The sequence below is a fragment of the Actinocorallia aurea genome, from assembly GCF_054783995.1.
This window is the reverse complement of the sequence record NZ_BAAGPQ010000004.1, coordinates 24,042-42,200: the sequence shown is the minus strand read 5'-3', so window position 1 is coordinate 42,200 and position 18,159 is coordinate 24,042. Positions and strand designations below refer to the sequence as shown.

Here is an 18,159-nt window from a genome sequence, read left to right as displayed (position 1 = left end):
GGGAACATGAGGACGGATATGACGGGGAACGACGCGCTCGGACGGGACCTGCGCACGGCGGTGCGGGGCCGGGTGCTGGCGCCGGGGGACGAGGACTTCGCGCGCGCGGCGCTCGGCTGGTCGGTCGGGGTGCCGCAGCGGCCGGCGGCCGTGGTGGAGGTCGCCGACGCGGCCGACGCCGCCGCGCTGGTCGCCTTTGCCCGTGCCGCGGGCCTGGCGCTGGCCGCCCAGCCGAGCGGCCACGGCGCGACCACCGCGCTGGACGGGACGGTGGTCGTGCGCACCGGGGCCCTGGACGGCATCGAGATCGACCCGGAGGCGCGCACGGCCCGGGTCGGCGCGGGCGTGCGGACCGGCGCGCTGCTGGAGGCGGCGGGCGCGCACGGGCTCACCTTCGCGGCGGGCAGCTCCCCGGTCGTGACGGTCGCGGGCTACACGCTCGGCGGCGGCCTCGGCTGGTACGGCCGCAGCCGGGGCCCGGCCTCGGCGTCGGTCCTGGCGCTGGAGATCGTGGACGCGGACGGACGGGCCCGGCGGATCACCGCGGACACGGACCCCGACCTGTTCTGGGCGCTGTGCGGGGGAGGCGGCGACCACGCCCTGGTGACCGCGCTGGAGGTCGCGTTGTTCCCGGCGCCCGGGCTGTACGGCGGCCGGATCGTGTGGCCCGCCGACAGGGCCCCCGAGGTGCTGGAGGCGTTCGCCAAGGCGGCGGCCTCGGCCCCCGAGGAGCTCAGCGTGTGGTGCTCCCTCATGCAGTTCCCGCCGTTCCCCGAGCTGCCCGAGCCGCTGCGCGGCCTGTCGGCGGTCGTCGTGGACGCCGCCCACCTCGGCGCGGCGGAAGAGGGCAGGGCGCTCCTCGCGGCGTTCGACGCGGTCGGCGGCGCGGTCTTCGACACCCGCGGCCCGCTGCCTCCGGCGGCGCTCGGGAGCATCTGCGCCGAGCCCGTCGACCCGATGCCGTCGCTGCACCGCGCCGAACTGGTGACCGACCTGGAGGCCGCCTCCGCCGTCCTGCGGGACCTGGCGGCGGCCGGGACGGTCCACCCGCTGGTCTTCGTGCAGCTGCGCCACCTCGGCGGCGCCTACACCCGGGAGGGCTCCGGCGCGCGCGGCCCGATCACCGCGCCGTACCTGCTGTCGATGATGGGCGTCGCACCGGGCGCGGAGGTGGCCGAGGGCGTCCGCGCGCGCATCGCGGCCGTCGTGGCGGCCATGGCGCCCTGCACCACGGGGGAGAAGCCGTACACCTTCCTCGCGGGCGGCGAGCGGGCCGCTGACGCGTTCCCGCCCGCCACCGTCGAGCGCCTGCGCACGGTCAAGCGCGCGCACGACCCGGAAGGGGTCTTCCGGAGCAATTTCCCCGTGCTGGACTGACGCCTCGACGGGCGGACGGGTGCGCGGTCCCGTCCGCCCGCCCGGGGATCAGGTGCGGAACGGGCCGGTGACGCAGTAGGTGATGCCGCCCGAGGAGGAGCCGGTCGTGCCGCGCTGCGAGGAGAAGTAGAGGCGGTTGCCGGCCGGGTTGAACGCCGGGCCGGTGATCTCCGACGACGACTGCCCGGTGATCCGCAGGAACACCGAGATCTTGTCGTCCGGGGTGATCATGTTGATCTCCATGTTGCCGCCGTCCTCGGCGACGTACAGGTCCCCGGAGGAAGACCCGGTGATGTTGTCCACGCCCGTCAGGGTCGGGGTACCGGTGACGAGGCCGTCGTCGTAGGCGAGTTCGTAGGTGTTGGTGAGCAGGTTGAGCTGCCACACCCGGTTGTCGCCCTTGGTGGTGAACCAGACCGTGTCGTTCGCGTACCAGCAGCCTTCGCCGCCGTTGAAGGACTTGGAGCCCGAGACCTGCGTCCGGGTGGTGGTGGGGGAGCCGTCGGGGTCGGGGATGTTCGTCCAGGTGAAGGAGCCGGACGTGGCGGTCCCGGCGACCAGCACCTGGAGGGTGCCCGCCGACAGGTCCCCCCACGTGGTCGGGACGAACCGGTAGAACCGGCCGTTGGTCTCGTCCTCCGTCAGGTAGATCACCTGGCGGACGGGGTCGGCCGCGGCGGCCTCGTGCTTGAAGCGGCCCATCGCCGGGCGCGCGACGGCCGTGCCGCCGAACGGGTAGGTCTCCCAGACCCGGCCGAGGCTGATCTCCTCGCACGACAGCCACGTGTTCCACGGGGTCTTGCCGCCCGCGCAGTTGGTGCTGGTGCCCGACAGGATCCGCGACGCGGCCGTCACGTTGCCGGAGGAGTCGAACTTGATGATGGAGGCGCCGCCGGAGCTCACCTCGGAGTTGGAGGTGTAGATCCAGCCGGTCCCGTCGGCGAAGCACGCGCCGCCGTCGGGCGCCTGATGCCAGGTGTAGGAGGTGCCGGACACGACCTGGCCGGTCCGGGCGACGACCTGGCTGGTGAACCCGGAGGGCAGTTGGATGCCGTTGGCGTCGGCGGCCAGAAGGGCGCCGTAGGGGGAGGTCGCGTTCTGCGCGGGCGCGGCGAGCGCGCCCCGCATCAGCGTGCCGGAGAAGGCGGCGGTTCCGGCGGCGAGCACGCTCGTCCGCATGAAGAGACGACGGTCCATCGGGGGTCTCCCTGTGAGAGAAAGGACTGTGCGCCCTCGGTTCTCTCCGCGCCCGGCGACGCGGAGGCCGCCCCCGGATGGCCGTCAGATGTCGATCACATGGCAGACATTTTCCGCATAGTGCGAAAGGGATGTCATTTTTGTGCGAAACGGTCGGTCGCCTCGATGAGGCGGTGCAGGATGCCCGGCTCGTCGAAGGCGTGGCCCGCGCCGTCGACCAGGTGGAACTCGGCCTCCGGCCAGGCCTGGTGCAGGTCCCAGGCGGTCGCGGCGGGCGTGCACATGTCGTACCGGCCCTGGACGATCACCGCCGGGATGTGCCGGATCTTGTCGATGTTCTCCAGAATCCACTCGTCCGACGAGAAGAACCCGCCGTTGGTGAAGTAGTGGTTCTCGATCCTGGCGAACGTGACGGCGTAGTCGGGGTCGGCGAACTGGCCGACGTGCTCGGCGTCGGGCAGCAGCGTGATCGTCGCGCCCTCCCAGGTGGCCCACGCCAGCGCCGCCGGGACCCGGACCGCCGGGTCGGGGTCGTTCAGCCGCTCGTGGAACGCCTCCAGGAGGTTCTCCCGCTCCTCTTCCGGGATCGGCGCGACGTACTTCTCCCACAGGTCGGGGAAGATCAGCGATGCGCCGTACTCGTAGAACCAGAACAGCTCGAATGGGCGCAGCATGAAGATCCCGCGCAGGACCAGCTCCGAGGTCCGCTCGGGGTGGCTGATCGCGTACGAGAGCGCCAGGCAGCTGCCCCAGGAACCGCCGAAGACCAGCCACTTCTCGATGCCGAGGTGCTCGCGCAGCCTCTCCATGTCGGCCACGAGGTTCCACGTGGTGTTGGCCTCCAGCGACACCTCGGGATCGGCCGCCGACGGCAGGCTCCGTCCGCAGTTGCGCTGGTCGAACAGCACGATGCGGTAGCGCTCGGGGTCGAACTGGCGGCGGTGGGCGGGCGTGCAGCCGCCGCCGGGACCGCCGTGCAGCATGACCACGGGCTTGCCCTGGGGATTGCCGCACACCTCCCAGTAGATCTCGTCGCCCTCCGGGGTCGGAAGGGTTCCGGAGTCATACGGTTCGATCGGCGGATACAGGGTGCGCGGCTCCATGATCTGACATTCTGTCAGCAGAGCCGAACAGCCGTGACGGTGCCCGTATGGTGGGACGGGGGAGACAGACCTGTTGCCCGGTCGTAGAGTCTCTCTCTAACGACGTCGTGATGATCCTCTGATGGAGTCTTTACCGTGAGTGACCTCAACGGAACAGGCGGCCAGCGCCCCGCTCAGCCAGGCGGCCTGTCCTGGTCGCCTTCCCCCGCGCAGGCGCCCCGGGAACTCCTCACCGCGCCGCCGCTGCCCGCGCCGGTGGGCAAGTCCCAGCCCCCGACCGATCCGACCCTGGCCGCAGGCTGGGATCTCGTCGACCGGCTGAAGCAGATGGCCGAGCTGCTCGGCGAGGCGCTCTCGGCCGGCGAGCGCCGCATCACCGACGTGCAGACCGAGGCCCAGGCCCAGCTCGCCGCCGCGCAGAGCGAGCGGGAGAAGTCCCAGCGCGACGCGGCCACCGCGTGGTCCGAGGTGCAGCGCACCCGCACCCGCGCCGAGGGCGCAGAGCGGCGCGTCACCGAGACCGAGGCCGCGATGCGGCAGCTCGTCACCCAGCACGACAACATGCAGTCCGCCCGCGACGACGCCCTGCGCGCGGTCGAGGAGACCTCCAACGCCCGGCGGGCCGCCGAGGAGCGGATCGCCGAGCTGTCCCGGGCGATCGAGACGGTCCGCGCCGAGCTCGCCTCGGTCCGCGCCGCCCTCGCCGACGCCGAGAAGACCTCCAAGGCGCTCCAGGTCGCCGCCGGCAACGCCGCGCAGGAGGCCGACGAGGCCCGGCGCCAGGCCGGCGAGGCGGGCCGCCAGGCCGCCGAGGCCGCCCGCCAGGCCGAGGACGCCCGCCGCCGCGCCGACGCCGCCGAGAGCGAGCGCGCCAACGCGATGGAGACCGCCGCCCAGGCGCTGGAGCAGGCCAAGATCTCCGAGGCCGCCCGCGAGGCCGCCACGCAGGACAAGGCCCGCGCCGAGTCCGAGGCGACCCTGGCGCTGTCGCGCTCGGAGCAGCTCACCCGGGAGCGCGACGGCGCGATGAGCGCCGTCCGCCAGATCGCCACCGAGCGTGACGACGCCCTGGCCAAGATCAAGGAGCGGGACGCCTGGGTCGACCAGCTGGCCGAGGCCGTCACCGAGCAGCGCGCCCAGCTCGGTGCGCTCTCCCAGGAGCGCGACGCGGCCCGCAACGCCGCCGACCAGGCCCGCAGCCTCATCGACGAGCTCACCAGGCAGCTCCGCGTGATCATGCCGTCCTCGCCCCTGCACAACCACGCGGCCCTGTCGGAGGTCGGCATCACCGGTGCCACCATGACCGACCGCAACGGCTTCCCCGGCTAGCCGAACCACGTCGGAAAGAACGCCCCGGCCCTTGCGGCCAGGGCGTTCTCGGCGTCTCAGGGGGCTTGGGCCGCGGGCCCGGGAGCCCCGTCGCGACGCCGCGGCCTCACGCGACTGTTATCCTGGTACCCCGTGGACAGGTGGTCTTCCACCTGGTCGGCACCGCCAGAGCGGTGGGCGCAGCCCGCACCGCCGGCCCACCGCAAACCGCCGCACAACGACCACGGGAGTTCTTTTGCGCCTCGCAGATTCCTCGCGCACGACCAAGCACCTCTTCGTCACCGGCGGCGTCGCCTCCAGCCTCGGCAAGGGCCTGACGGCCTCCAGCCTGGGACGCCTGCTCACGCTGCGCGGCCTGCGGGTGACGATGCAGAAGCTCGACCCGTACCTCAACGTGGACCCCGGGACGATGAACCCGTTCCAGCACGGTGAGGTCTTCGTCACCGACGACGGGGCCGAGACCGACCTCGACATCGGCCACTACGAGCGCTTCCTCGACACCGAGCTGCACGGCAGCGCGAACGTCACCACGGGCCAGGTCTACTCGAACGTGATCGCCAAGGAGCGCCGCGGCGAGTACCTCGGCGACACCGTCCAGGTGATCCCGCACATCACCAACGAGATCAAGGACCGCATCCGCGGCATGGCGGGCCCCGACGTCGACGTGGTGATCACCGAGGTCGGCGGCACCGTCGGCGACATCGAGTCGTTGCCGTTCCTGGAGGCCGTCCGCCAGATCCGGCACGAGATCGGCCGCGACAACGTCTTCTTCCTGCACGTGTCGCTGCTGCCCTACATCGGCCCGTCCGGCGAGCTGAAGACCAAGCCGACCCAGCACTCCGTCGCCGCCCTGCGCAGCATCGGCATCCAGCCCGACGCGATCGTGCTGCGCTCGGACCGCCCGGTCTCGCAGAGCATCAAGCACAAGATCAGCCTCATGTGCGACGTGGACCGCGACGCCGTCGTCTCCTGCGTGGACGCCCCCTCGATCTACGACATCCCGAAGGTCCTGCACGCCGAGGGCCTCGACGCCTACGTCGTCCGCCGCCTCGACCTGCCGTTCCGCGACGTCGACTGGGGCGTGTGGGACGACCTCCTGCGCCGCGTGCGCGAGCCGAAGCACCAGGTCGAGATCGCCATGGTCGGCAAGTACATCGACCTGCCCGACGCCTACCTGTCGGTCACCGAGGCGCTGCGCCACGGCGGCTTCGCCAACGAGGCCCATGTCAAGATCCGCTGGGTCAAGTCCGACGACTGCCAGACCCCCGAGGGGGCCAAGGCCCAGCTCGACGGCGTCGACGGCGTCCTCATCCCGGGCGGTTTCGGCGTCCGCGGCATCGAGGGCAAGCTCGGCGCGATCCGGCACGCCCGCGAGACCAAGCTGCCGACCCTCGGCATCTGCCTGGGCCTGCAGTGCATGGTCATCGAGGCGGCCCGCGACCTCGCCGGCATCACCGACGCCGACAGCGCCGAGTTCGACGAGCACACCAAGCACCCTGTCGTCTCCACGATGGCCGACCAGCTCGACGTCATCTCCGGCGAGCGCGACCTCGGCGGCACCATGCGGCTCGGCCTGTACGCGGCCGACCTCGCCGAGGGCTCGATCGTGCGCGAGCTGTACGACGACGCCCCGCGCGTCTCCGAGCGGCACCGCCACCGCTTCGAGGTCAACAACGCCTACCGCGAGGACCTGGAGAAGGCGGGACTGGTCTTCAGCGGCCTGTCGCCCGACGGCCGGCTCGTCGAGTACGTCGAGCTGCCGCGCGACGTCCACCCCTTCTACGTGGCCACCCAGGCGCACCCGGAGTTCCGCTCCCGCCCGACCCGCGCGCACCCGCTGTTCGCCGGGCTGATCGCGGCGGCGCTCGACCGCCGCGCCTGATCAGGGGGAAGATGATCCGCATGGATCTGCGCGACATCCCCGAGCGGTGGCCCACCGTCGGGTCCACCGAGCACTTCAAGGGCCGGATCATCACCGTCGTCGAGGACGAGGTGGTGATGCCCGGCGCGGACGGCCCCGAGACGGTGCGGCGCGAGTTCGTGACGCACCCGGGGGCCGTCGGCACCCTCGCCCTGGACGGCCAGGGCAGGGTCCTGCTCCTGCGGCAGTACCGCCACCCCACCGGCCACCTCCTGTGGGAGGTGCCCGCGGGGCTGCGCGACGTCGACGGCGAGCCGATGTGGCGCACCGCCGAGCGCGAGCTGCTGGAGGAGGCGGGGTACCGCGCGGAGACGTGGCACACGCTCGTCGACACCTTCCAGACGCCGGGCATGAGCGACGAGCGGGTGCGGGTGTTCCTCGCCCGCGACCTCGCCGAGGTGCCCGCCGCGGAGATCGACTTCGTGCGCGTGCACGAGGAGGCCGACATGCCGCTGGCGTGGGTGCCGCTGGACGAGGCGGTCGCGGCGGTGCTCGGCGGCCGGGTGCACAACGCCTTGGCCGTCTCGGCGATCCTCGCGCTGCACGCCGCCCGGGCGCGCGGGTTCGCCGACCTGCGCGACCGGGACGCCCCGTTCGGCCCGCCGGCCGAGACCCCCGACCCCTGACCCCAGACGCCGCCCGACGCGGCCTGACGCCGCCCGACGCCGCCCCGGCGGGTAAAGAGTCCCCGGACCCGCCTCGGCGGCGACGGCGCAGGTCTACACTCGGGTGACGGACCGAGATCCGCGCGAGGCGTACGCCCCGGCGCACACCGGCGCCGCACTGCGCGGCCCCCGTGACTCCCGCGAGTCGTGTTGCCGCTGCCTCCCGTGGCGTCTTAGGCTCGCGACGACGACGGCGTGTCCGCGCCGTCGGGGAGGTTTGAACCTGATGCCAGACGCAGGCGCGGAAAGCGTGCTCTCAGCGGCGATCGCCACCGAGCCCGGAGGCGCGCTGGGTCCGACCCGACGGCCCGTCCCGACGTTCCCCGACCCGGAGCCGCTGGCCGAGCACGGCCCGGCCCGCATCGTGGCGATCTGCAATCAGAAGGGCGGCGTCGGGAAGACGACGACGACCATCAACCTCGGCGCGGCGCTCGCCGAGCAGGGCCGCCGCGTCCTGCTCGTCGACTTCGACCCGCAGGGCGCCCTTTCGGTCGGCCTCGGCCAGGGCGACCCGCGCCAGCTGGACGTCACCGTCCACAACATGCTGCTGGAGTCCGACACCGAGTGGGACGACATCCTGCTGGAGACGACGGTCGAGGGCATGCACCTGCTGCCGTCGAACATCGACCTGTCGGGCGCCGAAGTCCAGCTCGTGCACGAGGTCGGCCGCGAGTACATCCTGTCGGGCAAGCTGAAGTCGGCCGTCGAGCACTACGACTACGTGCTCATCGACTGCCAGCCGTCCCTCGGCCTGCTCACCATCAACGCCCTCGCCGCCGCCCAGGGCGTCATCGTGCCGCTGGAGTGCGAGTACTTCGCGATGCGGGGTGTGGCGCTGCTCATGGAGACCATCGAGAAGGTCCAGCAGCGGATCAACCCGACCCTGGTGATCGACGGCTTCCTCGGCACCATGTACGACTCGCGCACCCTGCACACCCGCGAGGTCCTCCAGCGGATCGTCCAGGCGTTCGGCGACAAGGTCTTCCATACCGTGATCAACCGGACGGTCCGCTTCCCCGACGCCACGGTCATGGGCGAGCCGATCACCACCTTCGACCCCTCCTCGATGGGCGCCAGCCACTACCGTGAGCTGGCCAAGGAGGTCATCCACCGCTGGCAGCAGCTGACCTAGCCGATGCCGACCTCCACTAGGCTCGCAGCCGTGGAGGAAGTGCAGAAGGAAGAGGAGACCGGCAAGGGCTTCCAGGTTCACCTGGACGTCTTCTCCGGTCCTTTCGACCTGCTCCTCGGCCTGATCGCCAAGCACAAGCTGGACATCACCGAGGTCGCCCTCCACAAGGTCACCGACGAGTTCATCGCCCATATCCGCACCATGGGCCGCGAGTGGGACCTCGACCAGGCGTCGCACTTCCTGCTCGTCGCCGCGACCCTCCTCGACCTCAAGGCGGCCCGGCTGCTGCCGTCCGGCGAGGTCGACGACGAAGAGGACCTCGCCCTCCTGGAGGCGCGCGACCTGCTGTTCGCGCGGCTGCTCCAGTACCGGGCCTACAAGTCCGTCGCGAAGGCGTTCGAGGCGCGGATGGCCGAGGAGTCGCGCCGCTTCCCGCGCCTGGTGCCGATGGAGCCGCGGTTCGCGAACCTGCTGCCCGAGGTGCTGCTCGGGCTCGGCCCCGCCGAGTTCGCCGCCCTGGCCACCCGGACCTTCCAGCCCAAACCCGCCCCGCCGGGTGTTTCGGTCACGCACATGTACACGCCGCAGGCGAGCGTGGAGGAACAGGGCGCTATCCTTGTGGCGATGCTGCGGCGCCTGCGGAAGGCCACTTTCCGGACGCTGACCGCCGATTGCGCCGGCACCTTCGAGGTCGTCGCCCGCTTCCTGGCCCTCCTCACGCTGTACCGCGAGAAGGCCGTGATGTTCGAGCAGATCGAACCCCTGGGCGAGCTGCACGTCACGTGGACCGGAAGCGAGGAAGGCGACATCGCGCTCGGCGACGAGTTCGAGGGCGCGCCTCCGGCACCGGATCAAGTGCCAGCCGACCCAGAAGCCCCAGATGACCCAGACGACCCAGGAGACAGGCCATGAGCGTCCCCATGGAGGACCTGCCGCCCCTCAAGGCGTCCCTTGAGGCGGTCCTCATGGTCGTCGACGAGCCGGTCGCCGAGATCACCCTCGCGCAGCTCCTCGAAGTGCCCACCGCGCAGGTCGCGGCGGCGCTGGCCGAACTCGCCGGGGAATACCGCGCGCAGGGCCGGGGGTTCGAGTTGAGGGAGATCGCGGGAGGCTGGCGGTTCTACACAGCCGAGTTCTGCGCCCCCGTGGTCGAGCGGTTCGTCACCGAAGGGCAGCAGACCCGCATCACCCAGGCGGCCCTGGAGACCCTCTCGGTCATCGCCTACCGCCAGCCCGTCAGCCGGGCGCGCGTCTCGGCGATCCGCGGCGTCAACAGCGACGGCGTCATCCGGACGCTCACGCTGCGCGGCCTGATCGAGGAGGCGGGGCACGACCCCGAGTCCCAGGCCACCCTTTACCGCACCACGGGCTACTTCCTGGAACGGCTCGGACTGCGCTCCCTGGAGGAGCTGCCCGAGCTCGCGCCGCACCTGCCCGAAGAGATCACCGACATCGAGGACGTCTCAGCATGAACACCACCGCCGACGCCGCAGACGGCGAGGGCGTCCGCCTTCAGAAGGTCCTCGCCGACGCGGGGATCGGCTCGCGCCGGGCCTGCGAGCAGATCATCTCCGCGGGCCGCGTCAAGGTCAACGGCAGGACCGTGAGCTGGTTCGGCGAGCGCGTCGACCCCCGCAAGGACGAGATCCAGGTCGACGGCCGCCAGATCGAGACGTGGAACGAGTTCCGCTACTACGCGGTCAACAAGCCGCTCGGCGTCGAGAGCACCATGGCCAAGGGCACGGGCAACCGCACCCTCATCGACTTCGTCGAGGACCTGACCGAGCGGATCTACCACGTCGGCCGCCTCGACACCGACACCGAGGGCCTGCTGCTGCTCACCAACGACGGCGAGCTGGCGCACCGGCTGACCCACCCGTCCTACGGCGTCACCAAGACCTACCTCGCCGACGTGCCCGCGCCGATCCCGCGCGACCTCGGACGGCGCCTTCGCGCGGGCGTCGTGCTGGACGACGGGCCCGTCCAGGTCGACGGGTTCAGCCTCGTCGAGCAGACCGGAAGGCGCGCCCTCGTCGAGGTCGTCCTGCACGAGGGGCGCAAGCACATCGTCCGGCGGCTGCTGAAGCAGGTCGGGTTCCCCGTGCGGCGCCTCGCGCGCACCGGCTTCGGCCCGATCCAGCTCGGCAAGCTCAAGCCGGGCGGGGTCCGCCAGCTGACGGAGAAGGAAGTGGCGGCGCTCTACAAGGCCGTGGGCCTGTAGCCCCCGAGCGCTGCGGTTTTTGTTGAGTCCAGGAGGAGAAGTGGCAGTACGCGCCCTGCGGGGAGCCATCCAGGTGGACGCCGACGACCGGGACCAGATCCTTGAGGCGACCACCGAGCTGGTGGCCGAGGTGATGTCCCGCAACGAGCTGACCACCGACGACGTCATCAGCGTGATCTTCACGTGCACCCCCGACCTGACCTCGGAGTTCCCCGCGCTGGCCGCGCGCAAGCTCGGGTTCAGCGAGGTCCCGCTGATCTGCGCCACCGAGATCGCCAAGCCGGGCGCGCTGCCGCTGGTGATCCGGCTCATGGCGCACATCGAGACCGACAAGCCGCGCTCGGCGATGCAGCACGTGTACCTGCGCGGCGCGACCGCGCTGCGCGTCGACATCGCCCAGTAGCGGCCCTCCACCCCGTAAGGTCCTTCCGTGAAGCAGAACCCGCGCGTCGTCGTGATCGGCACCGGCCTCATCGGCACCTCGGTGGCGCTCGCCCTCGCCGGCCGCGGCGCCGAGGTGCTGCTGTCGGACTCCGACACCGCCTCGCTGGCCATGGCCGTCGAACTGGGGGCGGGCACCCCGCTCAGCGAGGACTCCGGCGGCCCCGCCGACATCGCCGTCCTGGCGGTGCCCCCGGCGTCGGTCGCCCGGGTCCTGGCCGAAGCCCAGAAGGAAGGGCTGGCCCGGTACTACACCGACGTCGCCAGCGTGAAGGCCAGGCCCGTCATGGACGCCATCGAACTCGGCTGCGACCTGGGCGGGTACGTCCCAGGGCACCCGCTGGCCGGGCGCGAGCGCTCCGGCCCGGCCGCCGCCCGCGCCGACCTGTTCCTCGGCCGCCCCTGGGCGCTGTGCCCGACCCCGGCGACCGACCCGGCGGCCCTGGAGGCCGTCACGGAACTGGCCCGCGCCTGCGGCGCCGAGGTCCAGATCATCGACCCCGTCGAGCACGACAAGGCCGTCGCGCTGGTCAGCCACGGGCCGCACGTCGTGTCCGCGGCCGTCGCCGCCCGGCTGGAGCAGGCCCCCGACGTCGCCCTTGACCTCGCCGGCACCGGCGTGCGCGACGTCACCCGGATCGCCGCCAGCGACCCGGCCCTGTGGGTCGGCATCCTCACCGCCAACGCCGAACCCGTCGCCGAGGTCCTCGACGCCGTCGCCGCCGACCTCGCCCTGGCCGCGGCCATGCTGCGCGCGTCGTCGAGCGCGGGCCCGGACGTCGCCGAGGTGATCATGGCGAAGGTCGGCGACCTGCTCGGCCGCGGCAACACCGGACGCAGCCGGATCCCCGGCAAGCACGGCGGCACCCCGGTGACCGACGCGCTCGTCCAGGTCGTCATCCCCGACCGCCCCGGCGAACTCGCCCGGATCTTCGAGGCCGCCGGCGACGCCGGGGTCAACATCGAGGACGTGTCGATCGAGCACTCGCCCGGCCTGCCGGTCGGTGTGGCGGAACTCTCCGTCAAGCCCGAAGCGGCCGAGACCCTGGCGCTGGCCCTGCGCGAGCGCGGCTGGTCCGTGCCCGTACTTCCCTAGAAACCCCCGCGAAAGAGTTGAAGCACATGACGCTGATCATCGCCATGGACGGCCCGTCCGGCTCCGGCAAGTCCAGCGCGGCCAAGGGAACGGCCCGCGTCCTCGGGTACCGTTATCTGGACACCGGCGCCATGTACCGAGCCGTCACCTGGTGGATGCTCGACCAGGGCGTCGATGTCGAGGACGCGGCGACGGTCGCGCTGCGCGCCCCCGAGGTCTCCCTGGAGATCAGCACCGACCCCGATGCCCCCGGCATCGCCGTCGGCGGGCAGGACGTCACCGAGGCCATCCGCTCCGCGGAGGTCACCGGTGCCGTCAGCGCGGTGAGCCGGGTGCCGGAGGTGCGCGGGCTGCTGGTCCGTCTCCAGCGTGAGATCATGGCCGCCGGGGCCATCGTGGCCGAGGGCCGCGACATCGGCACCGTGGTCGCGCCGGACGCCCCCGTCAAGGTCTTCCTCACCGCCAGCGAGGAGGCCAGGGCCCAGCGCCGGGCCAAGGAGATCGCCGACCCGTCGGTCTCGGTCGAGGCCACGCAGGCCGACCAGGCACGACGGGACAAACTGGACTCCACCCGCGCCACGTCCCCCCTGACCAAGGCCGACGACGCCGTGGAGATCGACTCGACCGAGCTGGGGCTCGCCGAGGTGATCGACGCGGTGGTGCGGCTCGTGAAAGAGCGCGCCTAGCACCGGATGAGAAGTCCTCCGGCGCGGGCGGGACGCAACCGAAGAGGACATCATGACCGAGCAGGGCTTTTTCCCTGGAGACGACGCGTCGGAAGACGAGTTCGAGACCTACGACCCCGATGAGTTCGACCCGGCCGACTACGAGGAGATCGACGAGGCCGAGGAGGCCGAGCCCGCGCGGCTGCCGATCGTCGCCGTCGTCGGCCGCCCGAACGTCGGCAAGTCGACCCTGGTGAACCGGATCATCGGCCGCCGCGAGGCGGTCGTGGAGGACGTCCCCGGCGTCACCCGCGACCGCGTCTCCTACAAGGCGAACTGGAACGGCCGCGAGTTCACCGTCGTGGACACCGGCGGCTGGCTGCCCGACTCGCGCGGCCTGGCCGCCGCGATCGCCGAGCAGGCCAAGCTCGCCGTCGAACTCGCCGACGTGGTGCTGTTCGTGGTCGACGCGAACGTCGGCGCCACCGACATCGACGAGGCCGTCGTGGAGATCCTGCGCCGCGCCAAGAAGCCCGTCGTGCTGGCCGCCAACAAGGCCGACGACACCCGCACCGAGCTGGAGGCCACCGCGCTGTGGAGCCTCGGCGTCGGCGAGCCGATGCCCGTCTCGGCGCTGCACGGCCGCTCCAGCGGCGACCTGCTCGACCGGGTCCTGGAGTCGCTGCCCGAGCCCGCGCCGCGCGAGCGCCTCGGCGAGGCCCCCGGCGGCCCGCGCCGGGTGGCGCTGATGGGCCGCCCGAACGTCGGCAAGTCGAGCCTGCTGAACAAGCTCGCCAAGGAGAACCGGGCCGTCGTCGACTCCGTCGCCGGCACCACCCGTGACCCGATCGACGAGCTGATCGACCTCGGCGGTAAGACCTGGCGCTTCATCGACACCGCGGGCATCCGCAAGCGGCACCGCGAGAACCAGGGCGCCGACTTCTACGCGATCCTGCGCACCCAGTCGGCCCTGGAGCGCTCGGAGGTCGCCGTCGTCCTGGTGGACGCCAGCGAGCCCCTCGCCGAGCAGGACCTGCGCATCATCAACACGATCGTGGACGCGGGCCGCGCCCTCGTCCTGGCCTACAACAAGTGGGACCTCGTCGACGAGGAGCGCCGCTTCTACCTCGACCGCGAGATCGAACGCCAGCTCGTCGGCGCCCGCTGGGCCCCCCGGGTGAACATCTCGGCGAAGACCGGCCGCCACGTCGAGAAGCTCGTCCCCGCCATCGAGACCGCCCTCGACTCCTGGGGCTACCGCGTCCCCACGGGCAAGCTCAACCAGTTCTTCACCGACCTGGTCTCCAGCCACCCGCACCCGATCCGCGGCGGCAAGCAGCCCAAGGTCCTGTTCGCCACCCAGGCCGGCACCCGCCCGCCCCGCTTCGTCCTGTTCACCAGCGGCTTCCTCGAGCCCGGGTACCGCCGCTTCATCGAACGCCGCATCCGCGAGGAGTTCGGCTTCGAAGGCTCCCCGGTGACCGTCACCATGAAGATCCGCGAAAAGAAGAAGGACCGCGACCGCCGCTTCAGCCGCAAGCGCTGACCCCGCTCCGCCGAAGGCCGCCCCCCGGGGCGGCCTTCGCCGTCCACCGGGTTGCGGCGACCCGCCCCGGCGCGGTGGACTGGGCCGATGAGTGATCGCCGGGGAGTGCTGTACGTGATCGTCTGCGCGGCGGGGTCGGCCGCCAAGGCGCCTGATCTGCTGCGGCAGGCCAGGGGGAGGGGCTGGGACGTCTGCGTCGTGGCCACCCCCGCCGCGGTGGAGTTCCTCGACGTGGCCGGCGTCGAGGAGATCATCGGGCGGCCGGTGTACAGTCGGTACCGCAGGCCCGACGAGCCCCGCAGGATGCCGGACCCGGACGCGGTCATCGCGGCCCCGGCCACCTACGACACCGTCAACAAGTGGGCGCAGGGGATCGCCGACAACTACGCGCTGGGGCTGCTCGCCGAATGGGCGCCGGAGGTCCCCACGGCGGTCCTGCCGTTCGTGAACACCAGGCTCGCGGCCAACCCCGTCTTCGGGTCGTCGCTGGCGTATCTGCGGGCGATGGGCGTCCGGGTGGTCTACGGGCCGGGGGAGTTCGAGCCGGATCCGCCGCGCGGCCCCTGGGCGGAGCCGCCGTGGCACCTCGTCCTCGACGCCGTCGAACGCGGCCGGATCTGAGCTGGATCCGGTACGTATGCATTGGTGCTATCCTTGGACACTGACCGGCTTGGGTTCCGATGGGGCCTGAGCGCGCAAGTGGAGACTGCTCCCACCTGGTCGGCCCCTGGGGCTGATGGGTTATCGGTTCGGCGCAGGAATGCGCTGCGTTGCTTCCGTGTTGCATCGCATACTCTGGGATGTGTGCACGGAGGTCTACCGATGGTGGCCTCGCATGCGCGTCGTGCGGGGCTTATCTCATTTTCGGGGGCTCCTGCGACAGGTTCCATCCACGTAGTGAAGGCCCCGGGAGGTCCCATCAGCGCCGAAACGCGTTTCACCGAACCGCGCATCAACGATCGCATTCGCGTGCCGGAAGTCCGGCTCGTCGGGCCCAATGGCGAGCAGGTGGGCATCGTCCCCATCGCCAAGGCGCTCGACCTTGCCCGCGAGTCCGACCTCGACCTCGTCGAGGTCGCGCCGACCGCGCGGCCTCCCGTGGCCAAGCTCATGGACTACGGCAAGTTCAAGTACGAGTCCGCGATGAAGGCGCGTGAGGCGCGGCGCAACCAGGCGCACACGATCATCAAGGAGATCAAGCTCCGCCCGAAGATCGACCCGCACGACTACGAGACCAAGAAGGGTCACGTCGTTCGGTTCCTCAAGGGCGGGGACAAGGTCAAGGTGACGATCATGTTCCGCGGTCGCGAGCAGTCCAGGCCGGAGCTCGGCTACCGGCTGCTGCAGCGGCTCGCCCAGGACGTCGATGACCTGGGGTTCGTCGAGTCGAACCCCAAGCAGGACGGCCGGAACATGATCATGGTGATCGGGCCGCACAAGAAGAAGGCGGAGGCCAAGGCCGAGCAGGCCGAAGCCCGCGCCCAGCGCAACGCGTCGCGCGACGACGCCGACGAGGCGGAGTACGCAGCCCCCGCGGAGACCGCGGAAGCTGCCGAGACCGCAGAACTCGCGGAGACCGCGGAAGCCGCGGAGACCGCGGAAGTCGAGCCGGAGGCACCCGCGGAGGAATCCGCGCCTCAGGAGCCCGGCTCCGAGTGAGACCCGCCCGACCGGGGGTCCGCTGGAAGGCAGACCCCCGGTCGGGATGTACGCGAGAAAGCTGACCAGGCGTGCATCTTTCCCCTGCACGTCCGGTCAGTCACGCCTAGAAGAAAGAGGGAGACGGCCGCCATGCCGAAGACCAAGACCCACAGCGGTGCCAAGAAGCGCTTCAAGCTGACCGGCTCCGGCAAGGTGGTGCGCCGCCGCGCCAACAAGAACCACCTGCTGGAGCACAAGCCCACCAAGCGCACCCGTCGCCTGAGCGGCAACGCCGTGGTCTCCGCCGCGGACACCCCCATGATCAAGAAGCTGCTCCGCAAGTAGCGGACGCCTCCAAACACCCACGACACCGGTAGGGCCATGTCGGGCCCTGCCCCCACGAAGGAGTCAGTCACGTGGCACGCGTGAAGCGGGCGGTCAACGCCGCCAAGAAGCGTCGGGTCGTCCTGGAGCGTTCGAGCGGCTACCGCGGCCAGCGGTCGCGCCTGTACCGCAAGGCCAAGGAGCAGCAGCTCCACTCCATGACCTATGCCTTCCGGGACCGCAAGGACCGCAAGGGCCAGTTCCGCCGCCTGTGGATCCAGCGCATCAACGCCGCGGTCCGCCTGAACGGGATGACCTACAACCGGTTCATCCAGGGCTTGAAGATCGCGGAGATCGAGGTCGACCGCCGCATGCTCGCCGAGCTCGCGGTGAACGACGCCGACGCCTTCGCGGCGCTGGTGAAGGTCGCCAAGAACGCCCTCCCGGCCGAAGCCTGAGGACGCTGAGATGGCGGGCCTCGTCGAGCTGACCAGTGTCCGATCCCCTCGGGTGAAGTCCGCTCGCAGGCTCGCCAAGCGGGCCTTCCGGCAGCAGGACCGCAGGTTCCTGGCCGAAGGCCCGCAGGCGGTGCGCGAAGCGCTCGCCCTGGAGACGGCCTCCGGCACCGGCCTCGTGGAGCTGTACGCCACGGCCGAGGCCGCCTCCCGCCACGCCGACCTGGTGGACCTCGCCCTCAAGGCGAACGTCCCGGTGCTGCGCGTGAGCGGCGAGGTCATGGCCGAACTCGCCCAGACCGTCACCCCGCAGGGGCTGCTGGCGGTCTGCGCCTTCCTGGACGTACCCCTGGAGCGCGCCCTCTCCGACGCTCCGAAACTGGTGACCGTCCTGTCCCACGTGCGCGACCCCGGCAACGCCGGCACGGTCCTGCGCGCCTCCGACGCCGCCGGCGCGGCCTCGGTGATCTTCACGGACGCGTCCGTGGACCCCTACAACGGCAAGTGCGTCCGGGCGTCCGCGGGCAGTCTCTTCCATCTCCCGGTCGTGACCGGACCCCGCTACACCACCCTCATCCCGGCGCTGAAGGAGGCGGGACTGACGGTCCTGGCCGCCGACGGGGCCGGCGAGCACACCCTGGACGACCTGGCGGACGACGGCTCTCTGGCGCGTCCGACGGCGTGGGTGTTCGGCAACGAGGCGTGGGGCCTGCCCGAGGAGATCAGGGCGCTGGCGGACGACGTCGTCCGCGTCCCGATCCACGGCAAGGCCGAAAGCCTCAATCTGGCCACCGCAGCCGCCGTCTGTCTCTACGCTTCGGCACGGGCGCAGCGTCCCGCGCGCCAGAGCCGGCCTTGACTGAGTTCTCCTGACCACTCAGTCAGGGACGGAGGGTTGCGCGCGGACCCGGCCGGTTGCGGACCATGGCGCTCCGATGTCCGGATCGCCGGTACTGCGAGGATGACCATGAAGGCCCGGCCCGGGTGCGGGCGCGCGGCCGATCCCATTGGCCTACGAGAGGGAGTACATGCTCCGCCGACCGAGG

Annotated in this window: 19 protein-coding genes; 17 read left to right on the top strand and 2 right to left on the bottom strand. The window is 71.5% G+C overall.

The window, feature by feature from the left end:
* The first annotated feature begins 18 nt into the window (after positions 1–18).
* The gene (locus ACYVOM_RS07105) at positions 19–1,377 is read left to right on the top strand and encodes an FAD-binding oxidoreductase (RefSeq protein ID WP_460302430.1); all 1,359 of its coding nucleotides are present in this window, start codon (positions 19–21) and stop codon (positions 1,375–1,377) included.
* Between the two features lie 48 nt (positions 1,378–1,425).
* Here ACYVOM_RS07105 and ACYVOM_RS07100 read toward each other — a convergent pair whose 3' ends face one another.
* Positions 1,426–2,574, bottom strand: a complete 1,149-nt coding sequence (locus ACYVOM_RS07100) for an alkaline phosphatase PhoX (protein ID WP_460302429.1) — start codon at positions 2,572–2,574, stop codon at positions 1,426–1,428.
* Positions 2,575–2,708: 134 nt separating this feature from the next.
* Entirely contained in the window at positions 2,709–3,677 is a 969-nt protein-coding gene (gene pip, locus ACYVOM_RS07095) for a prolyl aminopeptidase (RefSeq protein ID WP_460302428.1), read from the bottom strand.
* Between the two features lie 135 nt (positions 3,678–3,812).
* Between pip and ACYVOM_RS07090 the strand changes: the two genes are divergently transcribed.
* From ACYVOM_RS07090 to ACYVOM_RS07015, 16 genes are all read left to right on the top strand, one after another.
* A complete protein-coding gene (locus tag ACYVOM_RS07090) occupies positions 3,813–5,006 on the top strand; it encodes a hypothetical protein (protein WP_460302427.1) in 1,194 nt (397 codons plus the stop codon).
* Positions 5,007–5,241: 235 nt separating this feature from the next.
* Positions 5,242–6,888, top strand: a complete 1,647-nt coding sequence (locus ACYVOM_RS07085) for a CTP synthase (RefSeq protein ID WP_460302426.1) — start codon at positions 5,242–5,244, stop codon at positions 6,886–6,888.
* Positions 6,889–6,908: 20 nt separating this feature from the next.
* Positions 6,909–7,553, top strand: a complete 645-nt coding sequence (locus ACYVOM_RS07080) for an NUDIX domain-containing protein (protein WP_460302425.1) — start codon at positions 6,909–6,911, stop codon at positions 7,551–7,553.
* A gap of 265 nt (positions 7,554–7,818) precedes the next feature.
* Positions 7,819–8,724 carry a ParA family protein gene (locus ACYVOM_RS07075; protein ID WP_460302424.1) on the top strand — a complete coding sequence of 302 codons (906 nt, stop codon included), beginning with the start codon at positions 7,819–7,821 and terminating at the stop codon, positions 8,722–8,724.
* 3 nt (positions 8,725–8,727) lie between these two features.
* Positions 8,728–9,636, top strand: a complete 909-nt coding sequence (locus ACYVOM_RS07070) for a segregation and condensation protein A (protein ID WP_460302423.1) — start codon at positions 8,728–8,730, stop codon at positions 9,634–9,636.
* Positions 9,633–10,196, top strand: coding sequence for an SMC-Scp complex subunit ScpB (scpB, locus tag ACYVOM_RS07065; RefSeq protein ID WP_460302422.1), 564 nt, complete (start codon positions 9,633–9,635; stop codon positions 10,194–10,196). Before ACYVOM_RS07070 ends, scpB begins: the two co-directional genes overlap by 4 nt.
* Positions 10,193–10,945 (top strand): pseudouridine synthase, encoded by a 753-nt coding sequence (locus tag ACYVOM_RS07060; protein ID WP_460302421.1) that lies wholly within the window; start codon positions 10,193–10,195, stop codon positions 10,943–10,945. The genes scpB and ACYVOM_RS07060 overlap by 4 nt, the downstream gene beginning before the upstream one ends.
* 40 nt (positions 10,946–10,985) lie before the next feature.
* Positions 10,986–11,348, top strand: a complete 363-nt coding sequence (gene aroH, locus ACYVOM_RS07055; protein WP_460302420.1) for a chorismate mutase — start codon at positions 10,986–10,988, stop codon at positions 11,346–11,348.
* Between the two features lie 27 nt (positions 11,349–11,375).
* Positions 11,376–12,482, top strand: a complete 1,107-nt coding sequence (locus ACYVOM_RS07050) for a prephenate dehydrogenase (RefSeq protein ID WP_460302419.1) — start codon at positions 11,376–11,378, stop codon at positions 12,480–12,482.
* Between the two features lie 26 nt (positions 12,483–12,508).
* A complete protein-coding gene (gene cmk / locus ACYVOM_RS07045; protein WP_460302418.1) occupies positions 12,509–13,168 on the top strand; it encodes a (d)CMP kinase in 660 nt (219 codons plus the stop codon).
* Positions 13,169–13,220: 52 nt separating this feature from the next.
* Complete coding sequence (gene der, locus ACYVOM_RS07040; RefSeq protein ID WP_460302417.1) at positions 13,221–14,693, top strand: ribosome biogenesis GTPase Der; 1,473 nt, start codon at positions 13,221–13,223, stop codon at positions 14,691–14,693.
* Between the two features lie 87 nt (positions 14,694–14,780).
* Positions 14,781–15,314 (top strand): flavoprotein, encoded by a 534-nt coding sequence (locus ACYVOM_RS07035; RefSeq protein WP_460302416.1) that lies wholly within the window; start codon positions 14,781–14,783, stop codon positions 15,312–15,314.
* Positions 15,315–15,590: 276 nt separating this feature from the next.
* The gene (gene infC, locus ACYVOM_RS07030) at positions 15,591–16,352 is read left to right on the top strand and encodes a translation initiation factor IF-3 (RefSeq protein WP_460302415.1); all 762 of its coding nucleotides are present in this window, start codon (positions 15,591–15,593) and stop codon (positions 16,350–16,352) included.
* Positions 16,353–16,484: 132 nt separating this feature from the next.
* Positions 16,485–16,679: a 50S ribosomal protein L35 gene (rpmI, locus tag ACYVOM_RS07025; RefSeq protein ID WP_460302414.1), complete on the top strand. Its 195-nt coding sequence runs from the start codon at positions 16,485–16,487 to the stop codon at positions 16,677–16,679.
* Positions 16,680–16,750: 71 nt separating this feature from the next.
* Positions 16,751–17,116: a 50S ribosomal protein L20 gene (rplT, locus tag ACYVOM_RS07020; protein WP_460302413.1), complete on the top strand. Its 366-nt coding sequence runs from the start codon at positions 16,751–16,753 to the stop codon at positions 17,114–17,116.
* Between the two features lie 10 nt (positions 17,117–17,126).
* Entirely contained in the window at positions 17,127–17,972 is an 846-nt protein-coding gene (locus ACYVOM_RS07015) for a TrmH family RNA methyltransferase (RefSeq protein WP_460302412.1), read from the top strand.
* Positions 17,973–18,159 lie beyond the last annotated feature (187 nt).

What these genes read in the sequence shown, in the direction of transcription:
- ACYVOM_RS07105 (WP_460302430.1), top strand. Translation starts at nt 19, where the DNA reads ATGACGGGGAACGACGCGCTCGGACGGGACCTGCGCACGGCGGTGCGG.
- ACYVOM_RS07100 (WP_460302429.1), bottom strand. Translation starts at nt 2,574, where the DNA reads ATGGACCGTCGTCTCTTCATGCGGACGAGCGTGCTCGCCGCCGGAACC.
- pip (WP_460302428.1), bottom strand. Translation starts at nt 3,677, where the DNA reads ATGGAGCCGCGCACCCTGTATCCGCCGATCGAACCGTATGACTCCGGA.
- ACYVOM_RS07080 (WP_460302425.1), top strand. Translation starts at nt 6,909, where the DNA reads ATGGATCTGCGCGACATCCCCGAGCGGTGGCCCACCGTCGGGTCCACC.
- ACYVOM_RS07075 (WP_460302424.1), top strand. Translation starts at nt 7,819, where the DNA reads ATGCCAGACGCAGGCGCGGAAAGCGTGCTCTCAGCGGCGATCGCCACC.
- ACYVOM_RS07070 (WP_460302423.1), top strand. Translation starts at nt 8,728, where the DNA reads ATGCCGACCTCCACTAGGCTCGCAGCCGTGGAGGAAGTGCAGAAGGAA.
- scpB (WP_460302422.1), top strand. Translation starts at nt 9,633, where the DNA reads ATGAGCGTCCCCATGGAGGACCTGCCGCCCCTCAAGGCGTCCCTTGAG.
- ACYVOM_RS07060 (WP_460302421.1), top strand. Translation starts at nt 10,193, where the DNA reads ATGAACACCACCGCCGACGCCGCAGACGGCGAGGGCGTCCGCCTTCAG.
- cmk (WP_460302418.1), top strand. Translation starts at nt 12,509, where the DNA reads ATGACGCTGATCATCGCCATGGACGGCCCGTCCGGCTCCGGCAAGTCC.
- der (WP_460302417.1), top strand. Translation starts at nt 13,221, where the DNA reads ATGACCGAGCAGGGCTTTTTCCCTGGAGACGACGCGTCGGAAGACGAG.
- ACYVOM_RS07035 (WP_460302416.1), top strand. Translation starts at nt 14,781, where the DNA reads ATGAGTGATCGCCGGGGAGTGCTGTACGTGATCGTCTGCGCGGCGGGG.
- rpmI (WP_460302414.1), top strand. Translation starts at nt 16,485, where the DNA reads ATGCCGAAGACCAAGACCCACAGCGGTGCCAAGAAGCGCTTCAAGCTG.
- ACYVOM_RS07015 (WP_460302412.1), top strand. Translation starts at nt 17,127, where the DNA reads ATGGCGGGCCTCGTCGAGCTGACCAGTGTCCGATCCCCTCGGGTGAAG.